The organism is Kribbella swartbergensis (genome assembly GCF_054784135.1).
The window spans coordinates 205558-221504 of record NZ_BAAGPM010000034.1; the positions used below are offsets into that span (position 1 = coordinate 205558).

General features: G+C 70.0%; 14 protein-coding genes and 1 pseudogene. 6 read left to right on the forward strand and 9 right to left on the reverse strand.

Annotation, left to right across the window (positions count from 1 at the left end; genetic code table 11):
* The first annotated feature begins 28 nt into the window (after nt 1–28).
* From ACYVOK_RS30070 to ACYVOK_RS30080, 3 genes are read left to right on the forward strand one after another with little or no spacing between them, the layout of a single operon-like run.
* Nucleotides 29–3118 (forward strand): non-ribosomal peptide synthetase, encoded by a 3090-nt coding sequence (locus ACYVOK_RS30070; RefSeq protein WP_460665947.1) that lies wholly within the window; start codon nt 29–31, stop codon nt 3116–3118.
* Nucleotides 3115–3954, forward strand: coding sequence for a hypothetical protein (locus ACYVOK_RS30075; protein ID WP_460665948.1), 840 nt, complete (start codon nt 3115–3117; stop codon nt 3952–3954). Before ACYVOK_RS30070 ends, ACYVOK_RS30075 begins: the two co-directional genes overlap by 4 nt.
* Nucleotides 3954–5309 (forward strand): M1 family metallopeptidase, encoded by a 1356-nt coding sequence (locus ACYVOK_RS30080; RefSeq protein ID WP_460665949.1) that lies wholly within the window; start codon nt 3954–3956, stop codon nt 5307–5309. Before ACYVOK_RS30075 ends, ACYVOK_RS30080 begins: the two co-directional genes overlap by 1 nt.
* A 65-nt stretch (nt 5310–5374) precedes the next feature.
* Here the strand turns inward: ACYVOK_RS30080 and ACYVOK_RS30085 are convergent.
* A pseudogene (locus ACYVOK_RS30085) lies at nt 5375–6142 on the reverse strand (LysR family transcriptional regulator); the annotation flags it as partial.
* Nucleotides 6143–6212: 70 nt separating this feature from the next.
* On the opposite strand from ACYVOK_RS30085, the gene ACYVOK_RS30090 reads away from it, so the two are divergent.
* The gene (locus ACYVOK_RS30090; protein WP_460665950.1) at nt 6213–7190 is read left to right on the forward strand and encodes a nitrilase family protein; all 978 of its coding nucleotides are present in this window, start codon (nt 6213–6215) and stop codon (nt 7188–7190) included.
* On the opposite strand, the gene ispF is transcribed toward ACYVOK_RS30090, so the two are convergent.
* From ispF to ACYVOK_RS30105, 3 genes are read right to left on the reverse strand one after another with little or no spacing between them, the layout of a single operon-like run.
* Nucleotides 7184–7654, reverse strand: coding sequence for a 2-C-methyl-D-erythritol 2,4-cyclodiphosphate synthase (gene ispF / locus ACYVOK_RS30095; RefSeq protein WP_460665951.1), 471 nt, complete (start codon nt 7652–7654; stop codon nt 7184–7186). The two genes, ACYVOK_RS30090 and ispF, sit on opposite strands and share 7 nt — an antisense overlap.
* Nucleotides 7651–8346 (reverse strand): 2-C-methyl-D-erythritol 4-phosphate cytidylyltransferase, encoded by a 696-nt coding sequence (gene ispD, locus ACYVOK_RS30100; RefSeq protein WP_460665952.1) that lies wholly within the window; start codon nt 8344–8346, stop codon nt 7651–7653. Before ispD ends, ispF begins: the two co-directional genes overlap by 4 nt.
* A 57-nt stretch (nt 8347–8403) precedes the next feature.
* Entirely contained in the window at nt 8404–8889 is a 486-nt protein-coding gene (locus tag ACYVOK_RS30105) for a CarD family transcriptional regulator (protein ID WP_460665953.1), read from the reverse strand.
* 299 nt (nt 8890–9188) lie between these two features.
* Here ACYVOK_RS30105 and ACYVOK_RS30110 point away from each other — a divergent pair, with 299 nt between their 5' ends.
* Complete coding sequence (locus tag ACYVOK_RS30110; RefSeq protein ID WP_460665954.1) at nt 9189–9770, forward strand: hypothetical protein; 582 nt, start codon at nt 9189–9191, stop codon at nt 9768–9770.
* Nucleotides 9771–9897: 127 nt separating this feature from the next.
* Here the strand turns inward: ACYVOK_RS30110 and ACYVOK_RS30115 are convergent, their stop codons facing one another.
* The 3 genes from ACYVOK_RS30115 to ACYVOK_RS30125 all read right to left on the reverse strand — a co-directional run bounded on the left by ACYVOK_RS30115 (nt 9898) and on the right by ACYVOK_RS30125 (nt 12890).
* Nucleotides 9898–10914, reverse strand: a complete 1017-nt coding sequence (locus ACYVOK_RS30115; protein ID WP_460665955.1) for an iron-siderophore ABC transporter substrate-binding protein — start codon at nt 10912–10914, stop codon at nt 9898–9900.
* 84 nt (nt 10915–10998) lie between these two features.
* A complete protein-coding gene (locus ACYVOK_RS30120; protein ID WP_131353111.1) occupies nt 10999–11676 on the reverse strand; it encodes a response regulator transcription factor in 678 nt (225 codons plus the stop codon).
* Complete coding sequence (locus ACYVOK_RS30125) at nt 11673–12890, reverse strand: sensor histidine kinase (RefSeq protein ID WP_460665956.1); 1218 nt, start codon at nt 12888–12890, stop codon at nt 11673–11675. The genes ACYVOK_RS30120 and ACYVOK_RS30125 overlap by 4 nt, the downstream gene beginning before the upstream one ends.
* A gap of 207 nt (nt 12891–13097) precedes the next feature.
* Here ACYVOK_RS30125 and phoU point away from each other — a divergent pair, with 207 nt between their 5' ends.
* On the forward strand, nt 13098–13808 hold the full coding sequence (gene phoU / locus ACYVOK_RS30130; protein WP_460665957.1) for a phosphate signaling complex protein PhoU: 711 nt from the start codon (nt 13098–13100) through the stop codon (nt 13806–13808).
* On the opposite strand, the gene ACYVOK_RS30135 is transcribed toward phoU, so the two are convergent.
* Entirely contained in the window at nt 13712–15127 is a 1416-nt protein-coding gene (locus tag ACYVOK_RS30135; protein WP_460665958.1) for a hypothetical protein, read from the reverse strand. The two genes, phoU and ACYVOK_RS30135, sit on opposite strands and share 97 nt — an antisense overlap.
* Before the next feature lie 66 nt (nt 15128–15193).
* Nucleotides 15194–15940: a phosphoglyceromutase gene (locus ACYVOK_RS30140; RefSeq protein WP_460665959.1), complete on the reverse strand. Its 747-nt coding sequence runs from the start codon at nt 15938–15940 to the stop codon at nt 15194–15196.
* Between the last annotated feature and the right edge of the window lie 7 nt (nt 15941–15947).

Here is a 15947-nt window from a genome sequence, read left to right on the forward strand (position 1 = left end):
CGTCAACCAGAGGGCGTATCATCCGGCCGTGATCTTGCGGCGGGGGGAGCGGGCGGCGCCGGCGCGGACGTTGGTGGAGGTGTTGCGGGAGACGGCGGCCAGGTACCCGGACGAACCGGCGTTGGACGACGGTGGCGTGAGCCTGAGTTACCGGGAGTTGCTCGAGCAGGCGACCAAGTTCGCGGGGCGGCTGGCCGAGGGTGGGATCGGGCCGGGCGATCGGGTCGGGGTGCGGATCTCGTCCGGGCACAACGATCTGTACGTCGCGATCCTCGGCACACTCCAGGCCGGGGCGGCGTACGTGCCGGTCGACGCGGACGACCCGGAGGAGCGCGCCGAGCTCGTCTTCGGTGAGGCGGCCGTCGCGGCGATCGTCACCGATGAGCTCGAGCTCGACCTGCTCCGTACCCAGGCCGGACCGCCGCAGGGCAACGACAACGCCGACGGGTACTTCGACCACCCGTATTCGGCCCGGATGGACTCGGCACAGATCGAACCACCGAGAGCGGACGGCCCGGATCCGGACGCCGACGCGTGGATCATCTTCACCTCGGGCTCGACCGGCGTACCCAAGGGTGTCGCGGTCACGCACCGATCCGCGGCCGCCTTCGTGGATGCCGAGGCGCGGCTGTTCCTCCAGGACGAGCCGATCGGCCCGGACGATCGTGTGCTCGCCGGACTGTCGGTCGCGTTCGACGCGTCCTGCGAGGAGATGTGGCTGGCCTGGCGTCACGGCGCCTGCCTCGTCCCCGCACCGCGGTCGCTCGTCCGCAGCGGGATGGACCTGGGCCCGTGGCTGGTCGCGCAAGGCATCACGATCGTCTCCACCGTCCCGACCCTCGCCGTCCTCTGGCCCGCCGACGCGCTCGACCAGGTGAGGCTGCTGATCTTCGGCGGCGAGGCCTGCCCGCCCGAGCTCGCGGAACGGCTGGCGACCGACGGGCGCGAGGTCTGGAACACGTACGGCCCGACCGAGGCGACCGTGGTGGCCTGCGCCGCCCGGCTGACCGGCCAGGGCCCGGTCCGGATCGGCCTGCCGCTCGACGGCTGGGACCTCGCCGTAGTAGATGCCAATGGCAACGAAGTGGCCGAGAACGAGACCGGTGAGCTGATCATCGGCGGGGTCGGCCTGGCCCGGTACCTGGACCCGGCCAAGGACGCCGAGAAGTTCGCCCCGATGCCGACCCTCGGCTGGGAACGCGCGTACCGCAGCGGCGACCTCGTCCGCTACGAGCCGGAAGGCCTGATCTTCCAGGGCCGCGCGGACGAGCAGATCAAACTCGGCGGCCGCCGGATCGAGCTCGGCGAGGTCGACGCCGCTCTCCAGGCGCTGCCGAACGTCTCCGGCGCGGCCGCCGCGGTCCGGACCAGCGCCGCCGGTAACCAGTTGCTCGTCGGGTACGTCGTACCAGAAGACCCGACCGTGTTCGACCAGCAGGCGGCGACCGAACGACTCCGGGAAGCCCTGCCCGCGGCGCTCGTACCGCTGCTGGCGATCGTCGGCACCCTGCCGACCAGGACGTCGGGCAAGGTGGATCGCGACGCGCTCCCCTGGCCGCTCGAAGGCATGGACACCGACGGCCCCACGGCCGAGCTCGACGGGACAGCCGGTTGGCTCGCAGAGCGTTGGACGAAGGTCCTCGGAGCCAAGGTCACCAGCGCCGACAACGACTTCTTCCTGCACGGCGGCGGCAGTCTCGCCGCCGCCCAACTCGTGTCAGCCCTCCGCGAGCGATACCCCGACGTCACGGTCGCGGACATCTACGAGTACCCACGGCTCGGGGCCTTGGCTGATCGGCTCGACGAGGCGACCACGAAGCTCACCGAGCCCGTAGAAGTCCGTGAGGTCAGGCCGACCCCCAAGGCCACCCAACTGCTGCAGACCGCGCTGACGCTGATCCTGCAGACGGTCGTCGGAGTCCGGTGGCTCGTCTACCTGTTCACGCTGAACAACCTGCTCGCCGAGTTCGCCGGCCCACTCCCCTGGGTCCGAACGGTCTCCTGGTGGTGGATCCTGGCCGGCTGGCTGGTCCTGATCACTCCGGCGGGCCGGATGGGGATCGCCGTCATCGGCGCCCGCCTCCTGCTCCGCAACCTGAAACCCGGCACCTACCCCCGAGGCGGCAACGTCCACGTGAGACTCTGGGCCGCCGAGAACCTCGCCGACGCGGCCGGCGCCGCCAACCTGGCCGGCGCGCCCTGGATCGCCTACTACGCAAGGGCTCTCGGTGCGAAGATCGGCCGCGGCGTCGACCTGCACACACTGCCGCCGGTCACCGGCATGCTCACGATGGGCCGCGGCGCCTCGATCGAACCCGAAGTGGACCTGGCCGGTTACTGGATCGACGGAGACCGACTGCACGTCGGTCCGGTGAGCGTCGGCGCCGAGGCCGTCGTCGGGTCCAGGAGCACTCTGCTGCCCGGTGCCGAGATCGGCCGGAACGCCGAGATCGCCGCCGGCTCGGCCGTCTCCGGCAAGGTCCCCGCCAACGAGCGCTGGTCCGGGTCCCCCGCGACCCGCATCGGCCGTGCCAGGCGCCCCTGGCCCGATCACCGGCCGGCCCGGGCGCCGTGGTGGGTTCTCGCGTACGGCGCTCAGTCCGTCGTGATGTCGTTGATCCCGGTGGCCGCGGCCGCGGCGGCGATCGCCGTACTGGGCAACGCGGTGCAGGGCACCGAGACTCTCGGTGAGGCCGCTCTCGAAGCTCTCACCGCCGTTCCGCTGATGACGCTGGTCGGATTCGCCACCCTGGCCGGGCTGACGCTCGTCGGCGTACGGCTGCTGGGCATCGGGATCAAGCCGGGCCACTACCCGGTGCGGAGCCGGATCGGCTGGCAGGTCTGGGCGACCGAGCGGCTGCTGGACTCGGCCCGGACGCTGCTGTTCCCGCTGTACGCGAGCCTGCTGACGCCGTGGTGGTTGCGGGCCCTCGGCGCCAAGGTCGGCCGGGACGTCGAGGCGTCGACGGTGCTCTTGCTGCCGAAGATGACGACGGTCGGCGAGGGCGCGTTCCTGGCCGACGACACGATGATCGCGTCGTACGAACTGGGCGGCGGCTGGCTGCACGTGGCGCCGCGAAGGTCGGGAAACGTGCGTTCCTCGGCAACTCCGGGATGACCGCGCCGGGCCGGTCGGTGCCGAAGAACGGGCTGGTCGCGGTCCTGTCGGCCGCCCCGAAGAAGTCGAAGGCCGGTACGTCGTGGCTCGGATCTCCGCCGGTGAAACTCCGGCGTCAGGCGGTCGAGGGTGACCAGAGCCGGACGTTCGACCCGCCGCTCGAGCTCAAGCTGGCCCGCGCGCTGGTCGAGCTGTGCCGATTCGTGCCGATGATGTGCACGGTGGCGATCGCGCTCGGCGTGCTGTTCGCCTTGCAGGCGCTCGACGTGTGGCTCGGGCCGTGGCTGACGGTGTTGCTGTCCGGTGCGGTGATCCTCGCCGCCGGCGCGGTCGCGGGCGGGACGGCGACCGTCGCCAAATGGGTGATCGTGGGCAGGACCCGCGCGGTCGAGTACCCGTTGTGGAGTTCGTTCGTCTGGCGCAACGAGGTCGTGGACAGCTTCGTCGAACTGGTCGCCGCGCCCTGGTTCGCCAATGCGGCGGCCGGTACGCCGGTGCTCGCGCTCTGGCTGCGGACGCTCGGGGCCAAGATCGGCAAGGGAGTGTGGTGCGAGACGTACTGGTTGCCCGAGGCGGACCTGGTCACCCTCGGCGACGGCGCCACGGTGAATCGCGGATGTGTGCTGCAGACGCACCTGTTTCATGATCGAGTTCTCTCCATGAACACCGTCACCTTCGGCCCGGGCGCGACCCTCGGCCCCCACGGCATCGTCCTGCCGGCCGCCACGGTCGGAGCGGGGGCTACCATCGGGCCGGTGTCGCTCGTGATGCGCGGTGAAGGTGTACCTGCCGGGACGCGTTGGGCCGGGAACCCGATCGCCCCCTGGCAGAGCTGATGGTTGCCCCCGACAACAGGCAGCAGCCCGGGGCGTCGACGGCCGGCGACCCCTACGTACCCTCCCACGGCAACGGCGGCTACCACGTCGAGTCCTACGAGCTGGACCTGGACTACCGGGTCAGCAGCAACCGGCTGTCCGGCAAGGCCACCATCACCGCGGTGGCGACGCAGGCCCTGTCCCGGATCAGCTTCGACCTGTCCGGCCTGCGGGTGTCGAAGGTCTCGGTCAACGGCCGCCGGGCACAGCGCTTCACCCAGCGCCCCGGGAAGCTGCACATCTCGGCGAGCATCCTCGACGGGGCCGAGTTCACCGTCGACATCCAGTACGCCGGCAACCCCAAGCCCGAGGACGGTCCGTGGGGAGAACTGGGCTGGGAGGAACTCACCGAAGGCGTGATCGTCGCCGGCCAGCCGAGCGGCGCGGCGACCTGGTTCCCCTGCAACGACCACCCCGGCGACAAGGCGCACTACCGGATCACGATCACCACGGATTCGCCGTACCACGTGGTCGCCAACGGGCGGTTGGTGTCCCGGCGGGTGAAGGCAAGCCGGACCACCTGGGTGTTCGACCAGGCCGCGCCGATGGCGACGTACCTGGCGACCGTTCAGATCGGCCGGTACGACGCCGTCGACCTGGCCTCGTCACCGGTGCCGACCCAGGCCGTGTTGCCGCCGTCGCTGCTGCGGGAGTTCCGGGCGGACTTCGGCCGCCAGCAGGACATGATGAAGCTGTTCGGCCGGCTCTTCGGTCCGTATCCGTTCGCCGGCTACACGGTCGTGGTGACGGACGACCCGCTGGAGATTCCCCTGGAGGCACAAGGGATTTCGGTGTTCGGCCGAAACCATTTGGACGGCCGCCGCGGATCCGAACGGCTGGTCGCGCACGAGCTCGCGCATCAGTGGTTCGGCAACAGCCTGACCCCGGCGGCGTGGCAGCACATCTGGCTGAACGAGGGATTCGCCTGCTACGCCGAGTGGCTGTGGTCCGAGGCGTCGGGCGGGCTGACCGCGACGCAGCAGGTCTCCAAAGCGCACTCGCGCCTGAAGAACCTGCCGCAGGACCTGCTGCTGTCCGATCCCGGCCCGGAAATGATGTTCGACGACCGTCTCTACAAGCGGGGTGCGATCACTCTGCACGTACTGCGGCAGCAGCTCGGCGACGACGCGTTCTTCGAACTGCTGCGGACGTGGACCCGGTCGCATCGCCACGGCTCGGTGACGACGGACGAGTTCGTCGCACTGGCCGTCACGTTCAGTTCTGACGGGAACGCCGTACGCGAACTGTTCTCCCAGTGGCTCGACTCGACCGAGCTGCCGGCGCTCAAGAGCGGGCGACCTCGGCAGCGGCCTTGAACGAAGCGCTCGGTGAGCGGGGTCCGAGTCGCCCAGGCCGCACCGATCCACCAGGAGGCGGCCCGGCCGGGCAGCGGGACCAGGCGAAGCTCAGGGGGAGCGATCCGTTCGGCGGATTGAGGTACGACGGCCGGACCGGCGCCCGCGGCAACCAAGACCAGCACGGTCTGCAGGTCGGCGGCCTCCTGGAGTACGCCGGGATGGCAGCCGAGTTCGGCGTACAGGACGTGGATCTGAGCGGTCAGACCGGGCCCTCGTGACGGAGTGAGACGGACGAGCGGCCGGTCGTCGAGCCAGCCACCGACATCCCTCGGTACGTCGACGCCGTCAGGGACCGCGAGAGCCAGGCGGTCCCGTCGTAACCGTAGGTGTTCGAGGCCGGCCGGGACCGGGAGCCGGACGAAGCCGATCTGGAGATTGCCCGCGAGCAGGCGTTCGCATTGGACCGCCGACGACATGTCCTCGAGGGACACCGAGACACCGGGCCAGCGGCTGCGGAACAGCGCTACAGCGCGTGGCGCCAACTCGATCCCGGACAGCCCGAATCCGACCGCCAGCGAGCCTTCGCTCCCGGCGGCGACCTGAGCGGCTCTGCGATCGAAGGCCTCCGCCCGGTCCAGCAACTCCAGAGCGTCAGGAAGCAGCAGTTCCCCGGCGGACGTCAATCGGGCCCCGTGGCGCCCCCGGCTGAACAGCACCGAACCGACCCGGCGCTCGAGGACCTGGATCTGCTTGGTCAGCGCGGGCTGGCTGGTCGACAGCTCCTCGGCCGCGGCGCCGAAGTTGCGCAGCCGGGCCACGGTGACGAACGCCCGGAGCAGTCGGAGATCCATAACTCCACGATATGGAATCTGATCAAACAGCTATTGGACGTCATGGAACGTTCGGCGTTTCGATGGGGAGATGAACCTCTTTCGCAGCGCTGTCGTCCAGTTCGAGGCGGTGCCGGACCAGCCGTCGGCCAACCTCGCCACCGTCGAGCGGCTGGCCCGGAAGGCGGTCGCCGACGGTGCCCGGCTGGTCGCGTTCCCGGAGATGTGCCTGCTCGGCTACTGGCACCTCCGCCGGCACACCGCCGAACGCCTGCACGAACTCGCGTCGCCCGCCGACGGTCCGCTGGTCGGCCAGGTTCTTGCCCTGGCCAAGGAACTCGACGCGGGACTCGGCGTCGGGTTCCTGGAGGATGCCGACGGCAAACTGTTCAACTCGTACGCCGTCTGCCTGCCGACCGGCGAGGTCCACGTGCACCGGAAGCTGCACGCGTTCGAGCACGAGGCGATCGCGAGCGGGTCGTCGTACACCGTGTTCGACACGCCGTGGGGTTTCCGGGCCGGGGTGCTGATCTGCTGGGACAACAACCTGGTGGAGAACGTCCGGATCACCGCGTTGCTCGGGGCAACGGTTCTGCTGGCGCCGCACCAGACCGGCGGTACCAGCTCGCGCAGTCCGCACGGGATGAAACCGATCCCGCTGGAGATCTGGGAGAGCGGTGACCAGAAGGCGATCGAGGCCGCGTTCAACGGCCCGAACGGGCGCGGCTGGCTGATGCGCTGGCTCCCCGCCCGGGCGCACGACAACGGCCTGTTCGTGCTGTTCAGCAACGGTGTCGGCCGCGACGACGACGAACTCCGCACCGGCAACGCGATGATCCTGGACCCCTACGGCCGGATCGTCGCGGAGACCCCGGTGCCGTCCGAGTCCGTGGTGGTCGCCGACCTCGACCTGGAACTGGTGCCGCTGGCAACGGGCCGCCGCTGGCTCCGTGGTCGGCGCCCCGAGCTGTACGGCGTACTGACCGAACGGACCGGGGACGAACTGGACCCGAGGGCAGCCCGGTTCTCGACCGAGCCGGTCAGCCTTTCGAAACAGGGCCGTCAGTAGATGAGCGCGGTGGCGATGGCCGCGATGCCTTCGCCTCGGCCGGTCAGGCCGAGACCGTCGGTCGTCGTCGCGCTCACCGAGACCTCCGCGTCGCAGGCCGCGCTCAACGCCTTCTCGGCCTCCTCGCGACGGCGGGCGAACCGCGGCCGGTTGCAGATGACCTGCACCGAGACGTTCCCGATCTCGAACCCGGCGGCCCGCACCCGGCGCGCCGCCTCGGTCAGCAGCGCCGCTCCCGAAGCACCTGCCCACTGCGGCTCCGACGTACCGAAGTTGGAGCCCAGGTCACCCAATCGGGCCGCGCTGAGCAAGGCGTCACAGATGGCGTGAGCCGCGACGTCGCCGTCCGAGTGGCCCGACGGTCCGGAGGTCTCTTCCGGCCAGTGCAGTCCGGCCAGCCACATCGGGCGGCCTTCCTCCAGTGGGTGTACGTCGATCCCGGTGCCGACCCGTGGGACCTTCACGTCAGCCTCCTTGCCGCGAGCAACGCCTCGGCCAGCAGCAGGTCCCGCGGCCGCGTCACCTTGAACGCGTCCTCGGACCCCTCGACCGTCACAACGGTCACGCCGAGCCGTTCACACAGCATCGCGTCATCCGTCGCACCGGCACCACCGGCCGCATGCGCACGACGCAGTACGGCGGGGTCGAAACCTTGCGGAGTCTGTACGGCGACCAACCTCGAACGATCGGGCGTGTCGACGACCTCACCGGCCTGGGAAACCTGCTTGATCGTGTCCGTCACCGGCACCGCCGGTACGACGGCCGGCGCGCCCGCACGGACCGCGGCGACGACACGGTCGACGACCTCGGCCGGCACGAACGCGCGGGCCGCGTCGTGGACGAGGATGCAGTCGATCCCGTCGACCGGGACCAGGTCCAGCGCCGCACGGACCGAGTCGGCCCGCTCCGCACCGCCCGCGACCACCGTCAGCCGGGCGTCACCGGCGTACGGCTCGAGGTCCTTCCGGACGGCGTCCTCGGTGCCCGCCGGGACGGCGACCACAACGCAGGAAAGGTCGGCGGCGGTCGCTGCGCGCAGTCCACGAACCGCGTGGACCAGCAGCGAATCGCCACCGACCTCCCGAAACGCTTTCGGGGTCTCACCACCGAGCCGGAGTCCGAGACCGGCCGCCGGGATGATGGCCGCGGTACTCATCGGGAGCCCGCGCAGGACGGCAGGATCACGTACTTCGACTCGGTCTGATCGGATCGATCAGGAAGCGAGAACCTCGTCGAGGATGGCTTCCGCCTTGTCCTCGTTGGTGTGCTCGGCCAGCGCCAGCTCGGAGACCAGAATCTGGCGAGCCTTCGCCAGCATCCGCTTCTCACCGGCGGACAGACCGCGGTCACGCTCACGGCGCCACAGGTCGCGCACGACCTCCGCCACCTTCAGCACGTCACCGGAGTGCAGCTTCTCCAGGTTCGCCTTGTAACGTCGCGACCAGTTGGTCGGCTCCTCCGTGTGCGGCGCCCGCAGCACGTCGAAGACGCGCTCCAGACCGGCCTGATCCACGACGTCACGCACGCCGACGAGATCGAGGTTGCACGCGGGGACCCGGACGACCAGGTCGTTCTGAGCGACGATCCTCAAGACCAGATAGGTCCTGTCCTCACCTTTGATCTGACGGGTCTCGATGTCCTCGATGACGGCCGCTCCGTGATTGGGGTAAACAACCGTCTCGCCGACTGTGAAAGTCATATGTCACGTGCCCCTTTCCGAGATCCATCCTACCACGCAGTCGCTGGTCCGGTCGGGGCGTTTGCGCTGGTCAGAGGCCATTTCCCGCCTTGACAAACGCTCTGGGCCGTGCCTCGTGCGCGCGGGAAAGGTTGCCGGGGACACCCTCGCGACGCCCCCGAACGGCCATCCCGCCGTCGGGTCCGACGGGAGCGAGGGCTACGCTGTGACGCGCCGGAGGCCATGGACGAGGGACAGCGCGAGCAGCCCACGAGCCACAGCCTGACGGCGTCGAACAGCCTTGCAGGAGAGGGAATCCAGTGCCGATCACGTTGTCCTCGCGGTTCGTCCGGCGCACCGCGCTGGCCGGTGCCGCCGCCACCTTGAGTATCGCGCTGGCGGCCTGCGGCGCGAACTTCAACGCCCAGACGCTGCAGCCGTACCAGCCGGCCGAGGGCACCAACGCCGACTCCGGCTCGATCGCGGTCCGTAACGTCCTGGTGCTGGCGTCGGAGGACGGCAAGGGCGAGTTGCACGCGGTCATCGTCAACAACGGCTCCACCGACGACACCCTGGCCGGCATCGAGCAGGCGCCGGAGGAGTCCGGGGACGGGCAGTCCGGTGATCAGCCGAGTTCGGTCACGTTCGGCAACGTCAAGACCCTGGACCTGAAGGCCGGTACGTCGACGGTGTTGCCGCCGGCCACCGGCCAGGAGGGCACCGAGACCGGCGAGGCGGCCGGCGAGCCGATCACCGTCACCGGCGGCAAGCCCGGCGACATGATCAACGTGACCATCACGTTCGGCAAGGCCGCCCCGATCACCACCCACATCCCGGTTCTCGCCAAGGACCACTACTCCCCCACCCCGCGCGCCGACGAGGGCACCGGCGGCCACGGCTGACGCCAGCCGATCCCCACGACCGGCGGCCAGGCAGGACGGGCCCGCCAGGACGCGGAACGGGCCGACCCGATGTGGGGCGGCCCGTTCGTCGGGGCGGTGGGATCAGGTTGCGCGTCGGGGCGGTAGGTCAGCCTGCGGCCTGGGCGGCCTTGGAGAGGCCGGGGATGATCTTGTCCAGCACCCACGGGACGCTCAGCACGCTGACGGCGCTCATCCCGGAGATGACCTGCTGGTCCTCCATCACGTAGGCGCTGCCGCGCTTGACCGCGCCGAGCGAGGAGTAGACCGGGTCGGCGTTGAACTTCTGCGCTCCGAGCCCGTCGACGTACGCGACCACCACGTCGGCGTCCACGTCGCCCACCTTCTCCTTGCTGATGGTGAGCGCGAACTCCTTCTTCGTGTTGGTCTTCTCCAGCGCCTCGACACCGGGCGCGTTCACGAAGCCCATCTCGTTCAGGATCTGCACCCGCGGGTCACCCGGCATGTACACGTAGTTCTCGGCGCCGAACGAGCCGACCGCGATCGTCTTGCCCTTGAACTCCGGGTGCTCGCTCGCGACCTGGCTGATCCGGTCCTTGATGCCGGCGATCAGCTTCTCCGCCTCGGCCTTCTTGCCCAGCGCCTCGCCGATCAGCAGGGTCTGGTCCTGCCAGGTGGTCTGCCACGGCGCGCCGGGGTAGGCGACGGTCGGCGCGATGTCCGACAGCGTCTTGTACGTGGCCGCGTCGAAGCCCTCGTACGGCGCCAGGATGACGTCCGGCTTCAGCGCCGCGATCTTCTCGAACGGGAACTTGTCGGCGGTGTCCAGCAACTCGGTCTTCGAGGCGTCGAACTTGTCCGCGTCCCAGGCGGTCACCCCGGCCGGCGTCGCGCCGTACGTCACCTTCGGCATCCCGACCGGCGTCTCGCCGAGCGCGTAGACCACGTCCTGGGCGTTCCAGCCGAGCGTGACGATGCGCTCCGGCTTCTTCGTGATCGTGGTCTCGCCGAACGTGTTCTTCAACGTGACCGGGAACCCGGCGGCCGCCGTACCGGCAGAACCGCCGGCCTGCTGGTCGGCGTCGCTCCCGCAGGCGGTCAGCGTGGTCGTCGCGACCAGCACGGTGGCGATCGCGGCAACGGCCCGAGTACGGGACCAGGACATGGTGACTCTCCTTAGAGTGAAATGCCTCAACTAAGGAAAGCCTAAGCTAACCCCACGAGCCGGTGCGACCTGTGGGGATGTGACTCAGGACTCGAACTTGTAGCCGAGACCACGCACCGTGACCAGGTGCTGCGGGTTCGACGGGTCCTTCTCCAGCTTCGAGCGCAGCCGCTTCACGTGCACGTCCAGGGTCTTGGTGTCGCCCACGTAGTCAGCGCCCCAGATCCGGTCGATCAGCTGCCCGCGGGTCAGCACCCGGCCGGTGTTGCGGAGCAGCATCTCGAGCAGCTCGAACTCCTTCAGCGGCAGCCGGATCTCGGTGCCGGACACGGTCACCACGTGCCGCTCCACGTCCATCCGGACCGGGCCGGCCTCCAGGGTGTCCGGCAGCAATTCGACGTCCTGGCCACGCCGCAGTACGGCGCGGATGCGCGCGAGCAACTCGCGCGGGCTGTAGGGCTTGGTCACGTAGTCGTCGGCACCCAGCTCGAGGCCGACCACCTTGTCCACCTCGGTGTCCTTGGCGCTGACGATGATCACCGGGACGTTGCCCCGGCTGCGCAGGGCACGGCACACCTCGGTGCCGGACAGCCCCGGCAGCATCAGGTCGAGCAGGACGATGTCCGCACCGGCCCGGTCGTACTCGTCCAGCGCGTCCGGTCCGGTCTCCGCGACGGCGACCTCGAACCCTTCCTTGCGCAGCACGTACGACAACGCGTCGCTGTAGCTCTCTTCGTCTTCGACGACCAGCACTCGGGTCACGAAGCTGTCTCCTTTGTGATCTGACCTGACGGGGTAGGCGTCAGGGGTACGGCCGGCTCCGCCTGGCTGGGGGAGCCGGTCTGGCCCGGTGCGGGTTCGAGCCGCAGCGGGAGTCTCATCGTGAAGGTGGAACCCTGGCCCTCGACGCTCCAGACCCGGACGTCGCCGCCGTGGATGGAGGCGATGTGCTTGACGATCGACAGGCCCAGGCCGGTACCACCGGTCTCCCGGCTGCGGGCCCGGTCGACCCGGTAGAACCGCTCGAAGATCCGTTCCAGGTCGCTGCTCGGGATGCCGACACCCTGGTCGCTGACGGTCACCTCGACCAGGTCGCCGATCGGGTGCGCGGCGACCGCCACCCGGGTGCCGTCCGGGCTGTAGTTGACCGCGTTCTCGACCAGGTTGCCGATCGCGATGGCCAGCTGGTCCTCGCTGCCCATCACCTCCAGGTCCGGATCGGACTTCACCACGATCTTGATGTCGCGGCCCTCGGCGTCCACCCGGCAGCGGTCCACCGCGGTCTCGATCACCGCGTTGATGTCGACCGGGCCGGGGTTCTCCAGCGGGTCGTCGCCCTGCAGCCGGGACAGCTCGATGATCTCCTTCACCAGCCGGCTCAGCCGGGACGCCTCGACCCGCATCCGGCCGGAGAACCGCTGCACCGCCTCCGGGTCGTCGGACGCCTCCGAGACCGCGTCGGCGAGCAGGATCAACGCCCCGATCGGGGTCTTCAGCTCGTGGCTGACGTTGACGGTGAAATCCCGCCGGATCGCCTCCAGCCGGCGTTCCCGGGTCCGGTCCTCGACCAGCACCAGCACGAGCTGGCTGCCCAGCGGCGCCACCCGGGCGCTCACGTACTGCGTGGCGCCGAGCCGGCCGCGGACGATCTCCAGGTCCTGCTGGCGGATCTCGCCGTCGCGGCGGACCGCCCGGACCATGGTCAGCAGGTCGTCGACGACCAGCCGCTCGCCCCGGACGATGCCGAGCACGTGCGCCGGGGCGCTGGCCTGGAGCACCTGGTCCTCCGGGCCCATCACCACCGCGGACGAGCGCAGCACCGACAGCACGGTGGCGACGCCGCTCGGGACCGCCGGGTCCGGGGATTCCGGGATCGTGCGCTGCGCCCGCTCACTGAGCATCATCGCGCCGAGCGAAAGCAGGGCCAGGGCCGCGCCGATGACGCCGCCCAGCACCGCAGCCAGCGTGGGGTCCACGGCAACGATGCTACGCGGGCGACCAGCAGGGAAAGACCGAATGATCACCGGATGACCGGGGGACGACACAACTGTTCATCAGGCGTTCACCACTCGTCGCCAACCGGCAACCTCGACGGCATACGGTCACCGTTGGGCGGGTACCAGGCCGGTGCCTGCCTCCCGGCCCACCGCGGCACCGGACAGCACAGATCGGAAACGAACACCATGCGTGACACCTACCACGAGCAGCTCGACGACATCCTCGCCGAGCTGGAGCGGATGACCCGGACGGTGTCCACCGCCGTACGGCGCTCGACCGCGGCGCTGCTGGAGGCCGACATCCGCAAGGCGGAAGAGGTCATCGCGGCCGACATCCAGCTGGACGCGGCCGGCGAGGGCGTCGAGGAGAAGGTGTTCGAACTGATGGCGCGGCAGTCGCCGGTCGCCAACGAGCTGCGGATGCTGGTCGCGGCGCTGCGGATGGTGGCCGACCTGGAGCGGATGGGCGACCTGGCCGCGCACGTGTCGAAGATCGCCCGGCTGCGCTACCCGTCGCCGGCCATCCCGGAGGAGCTGCACGGCGTCATCGAGGAGATGGGCTCGGTGGCCGGCACGATGGTCGACGCGGCCGGTGACGTGATCAAGACCCGCGACGTCGACGCGGCCGCCAAGCTGGAGGCCACCGACGACCAGATGGACAAGCTGCGCAGCAACCAGTTCCGGCTGATGATGGACGACTCCTGGCCGCACGGTGTCGAGGTCGCGGTCGACATCGCCCTGCTCGGCCGGTACTACGAGCGGATCGCCGACCACGCCGTCTCCATGGCCCGCCGGGTCGTCTACCTGGTCACCGGCGAACTCCCGGTCGCCGTCGGCGGCACCGCCGCCGGCTCCGGCGCCGGCGCCTCCGCCCCCTCCCCCAACGGCACCAACTGACGATCCGCCGGATCAGGCGGATTCGGGCTTGGGGAGAGGCAGCTCGCGGGCGGCGCTCCACAGCAGTTCGGCCTCGGCCAGGAACTGTGGGAACCAGCTGTCGGCCGGTTGGAGCACGAACTTCGGCTCGCCGGCCGCCTGGTACGTGTAGTACTCGAGGAAAGGGCCGAGTACTCGCTGTACCGGCCGCCGGCGGCGTCCACTGCCACGACGCCGATCGGGATCGGGTGACTCGTCAGCCGGACCTGCAAGGCTCCACCAGTCGACGCGGCCAGCTCGGACAGCAGGCGCAGGGACTGCTCGATCCGCGCCTTGGTGGACTCCGGGGACCGCTCCGCGTAGTACCGCTGGGCAGCGATCTCGACCGCGCTCGAGGTGGGCTCGATCAGCAGCATCCGGATCGTGCAGCCGCGCCGCAGCCAGCGCTCGAACTCGGTGTAGTTCTCGACCAGGAGCGTGTTGCGCGCCACGCCGGTGACGAACAGGTCGTCCGCCTCCTTCATCGCGCTCAGCAGCTCGGTGCCGAACGACTGGACGAACTGAGGACGTGCGATCGCGTTCAAGCGGCGGCTGGGGGGCGGAGGCCACGCGGTACCGGCCTCCCAGAGCCGCTCGGCCTGCTGTGCGTAGAAGGTGAACCAGCCGCCGTCGGCCTCGGCGAAGTGCAGGATCGGTCCGGGCTCGGAGGCGGGCCTGAGCTCCGGGTGCTGGATGGTCACGGTCGCCGAGCCGGCGACGCGGACCAGGTTGACGCCGATCGGCGGGACGAACGGTGCGACCCGGATCTCCAGGTTGCCTCGCGTGCTGTCCTTGAGCTCGACCAGTTCGTCCAGCGTCGCCCTGATCCGCTGCGCCAGCAGGGCTGCGCGACCGGCCGGACGCAGCAGCGCCGCCTGCTCGACGAGCGCCTGGTCGGTCGGGTCGACGACCAGAACCCGGATCCGTGCGCCGCGGGTCAGCGCCCGGTGGAAGTCGTCGCGAGCACCCTGCACGGTGCGTGCCATCGCGATCCCGACCAGCAGGATGTCGTCGGCCTCGGCCCGGCGCCGGACCAGGTCGTCCGGGAAGTCGCGCAGCAGGACGTCGGCGGGCTCGGTGCGGTCGGCGATCTCCGCGACCAGCCGGCGGGAGCGGATCTGGGCGACGGCCAGCGCCGCGAGCAGCGCGAGGATCGCCGAGCTCAGCACGCTCATACTCGCGACGTCGACGATCCCGAGGACCGTGAACACCCCGGCCGCGGCGGTCAGCAGCCAGAGGTCGACGTTGTCGTCGGTCAACAGGCGGTGGGCGGCCCGCAACGAGGCCCGTACGAGACTCACCGGCTCACCGTGCGGTCCCCGGGGTGCGGCCCGTCCCCCTGCGAGTGTCGCCCGGCCGCGGACGGCCTAGCGACCCTGGTTCTTGACTGCCTCGATGGCTGCCTGGGCGGCCGCCGGGTCGAGGTACTCGCCGCCCTTCGTGACCGGGTGGAAATCCTCGTCGAGTTCGTAGTACAGCGGGATGCCGGTCGGGATGTTCAGGCCGACGATCGTCTTCTCGTCCAGGTTGTCCAGGTGCTTGACCAGGGCGCGCAGGGAGTTGCCGTGGGCGGTGACCAGGACGGTCTTGCCGGCCTGCAGGTCGGGCACGATCGCGTCGTACCAGTAGGGCAGCATCCGCTCGACGACGTCCTTCAAGCACTCGGTCGACGGCAGGATCTCCGACGGCAGCCCGGCGTAGCGCGGGTCGCCGGCCTGGTCGTACTCCGAGCCGCGCTCGATCGGCGGCGGCGGGGTGTCGTAGGAGCGGCGGAACAGCATGAACTGCTCCTCGCCGAGCTCCTCCAGGGTCTGCTTCTTGTCCTTGCCCTGCAGCGCGCCGTAGTGCCGCTCGTTCAGCCGCCAGGACCGCCGTACGTCGATCCACTGGCGGTCGGCCACCTCGAGGGCGATGTTCGCGGTCCGGATCGCCCGGCGCAGCACCGAGGTGTGCAGGACGTCCGGCAGCAGGCCGCGGTCGCGCAGCAGTTCGCCACCGCGCTGCGCCTCCTCGACGCCCTGCGCGTTCAGGTCGACGTCGACCCAGCCGGTGAAGAGGTTCTTGGCGTTCCAGTCGCTGTGGCCGTGGCGGAGCAGGATCAGGCGATAGGTCATGCGGCCC